At 62.1% G+C, this 1402-nt stretch carries 1 protein-coding gene; it reads left to right on the forward strand.

What is annotated here, in order from left to right:
- Window positions 1–37: 37 nt before the first annotated feature.
- On the forward strand, window positions 38–1402 hold a 1365-nt coding region (locus PQR08_RS38510), incomplete at its 3' end, for a condensation domain-containing protein (protein WP_408164461.1).

A 1402-nucleotide genomic window follows, 5' to 3' on the forward strand; every position in this document is an offset into this window, starting at 1 on the left:
GCGTTTCCTCGATGATCCGTTTGTTCCCGGCGCGCGTATGTATCGCACGGGCGATCTCGCACGTTATCGCGCCGATGGCAATATCGAATTCCTCGGCCGCAACGATCATCAGGTCAAGATTCGCGGCTTCCGTATCGAACTGGGTGAGATCGAAGCGCAGATCGCCAGTCATCCGGCTGTGCGGGAGGCGGTGGTTATTGCACGTGCTCGACAGCAGGATCAGCAGCTTGTGGCATACGTCACGCTGGTTTCGGAGATCGATACGAGCGCCTTGCGTGAACATCTCGACTCACGTCTGCCCGACTATATGGCGCCGTCCGCTTTCGTCGTGCTCGATGCGCTGCCGCTCACACCCAATGGCAAGCTCGATCGCCGTGCATTGCCTGATCCGCAGTGGCAAGACCTTGCCGCTTATGTCGCGCCGCGCACGTCGATCGAACATTCGCTCGCGGAGTGCTTCGCCAGTGTGCTCGGTCTTGAACGCGTCAGTGTCTTCGATAACTTCTTCTCGCTCGGTGGACACTCGCTGCTTGCGACGCAACTCGTGTCGCGCTTGCGTGAAGCGCTTTCTATCGAATTGCCCTTGCGCACCCTGTTCGATGCACCCAGCGTTGCATCGCTTGCCGAGGCGCTGTCGCTCGACGAACCGTCCGCTGGCACGTTGCCGCCTTTGGAGGCGGGTCCACGTCCAGCGCATGTGCCGCTGTCCTTCGCACAGGAACGCCTCTGGTTCCTCGAACAGTTGAACCCTGGCCAGTCCACCTATCACATCCCGATCGCCTTGCGTCTGCACGGCGCACTCGATGTTCGTGCGTTCCATGCCGCGCTGAATGCGCTCGTCGCCCGTCACGAAAGCCTGCGCACTTCGTTCGCTCAACACGACGGTCAGGCCGTGCAGCACATCGCTCCGACACTGGAACTTGCACTGCCGCTCATCGATGCCCACGCCACCGATGTCCAGCGTCTGGCACAGGACGAAGCGTGTCGTCCCTTCGAACTTCAGCGCGGCCCGTTGCTGCGCGCTCAACTGCTGCGCCTCGAAGAAGATGAACACGTTCTGCTGTTCACCATGCACCACATCGTCTCCGATGGCTGGTCCACCGGCGTGCTGGTGCGTGAACTCGGCGCCTGCTATACCGCGGCACTGCGTAATGAACCGCTCGCGCTTCCGCCTCTTGCCGTACAGTACGCCGACTACACGCTGTGGCAACGCGACTGGCTCGCCGGTGCCGAACTCGAACGCCAGACCCAATACTGGCGCAATCAACTCGCGGAACTCGCGCCCCTCGATCTGCCCACGGACCGTCCACGTCCCGCGCAGATCAGCGGACGCGGTGCGACGCTGCCCTTCGCGCTGAACGCCGAACTCTCCGAGCGCCTGCATGCGCTCGCTCAACGTGAA

Source organism: Caballeronia jiangsuensis (genome assembly GCF_046030135.1).
Lineage (GTDB): Bacteria > Pseudomonadota > Gammaproteobacteria > Burkholderiales > Burkholderiaceae > Caballeronia > Caballeronia jiangsuensis.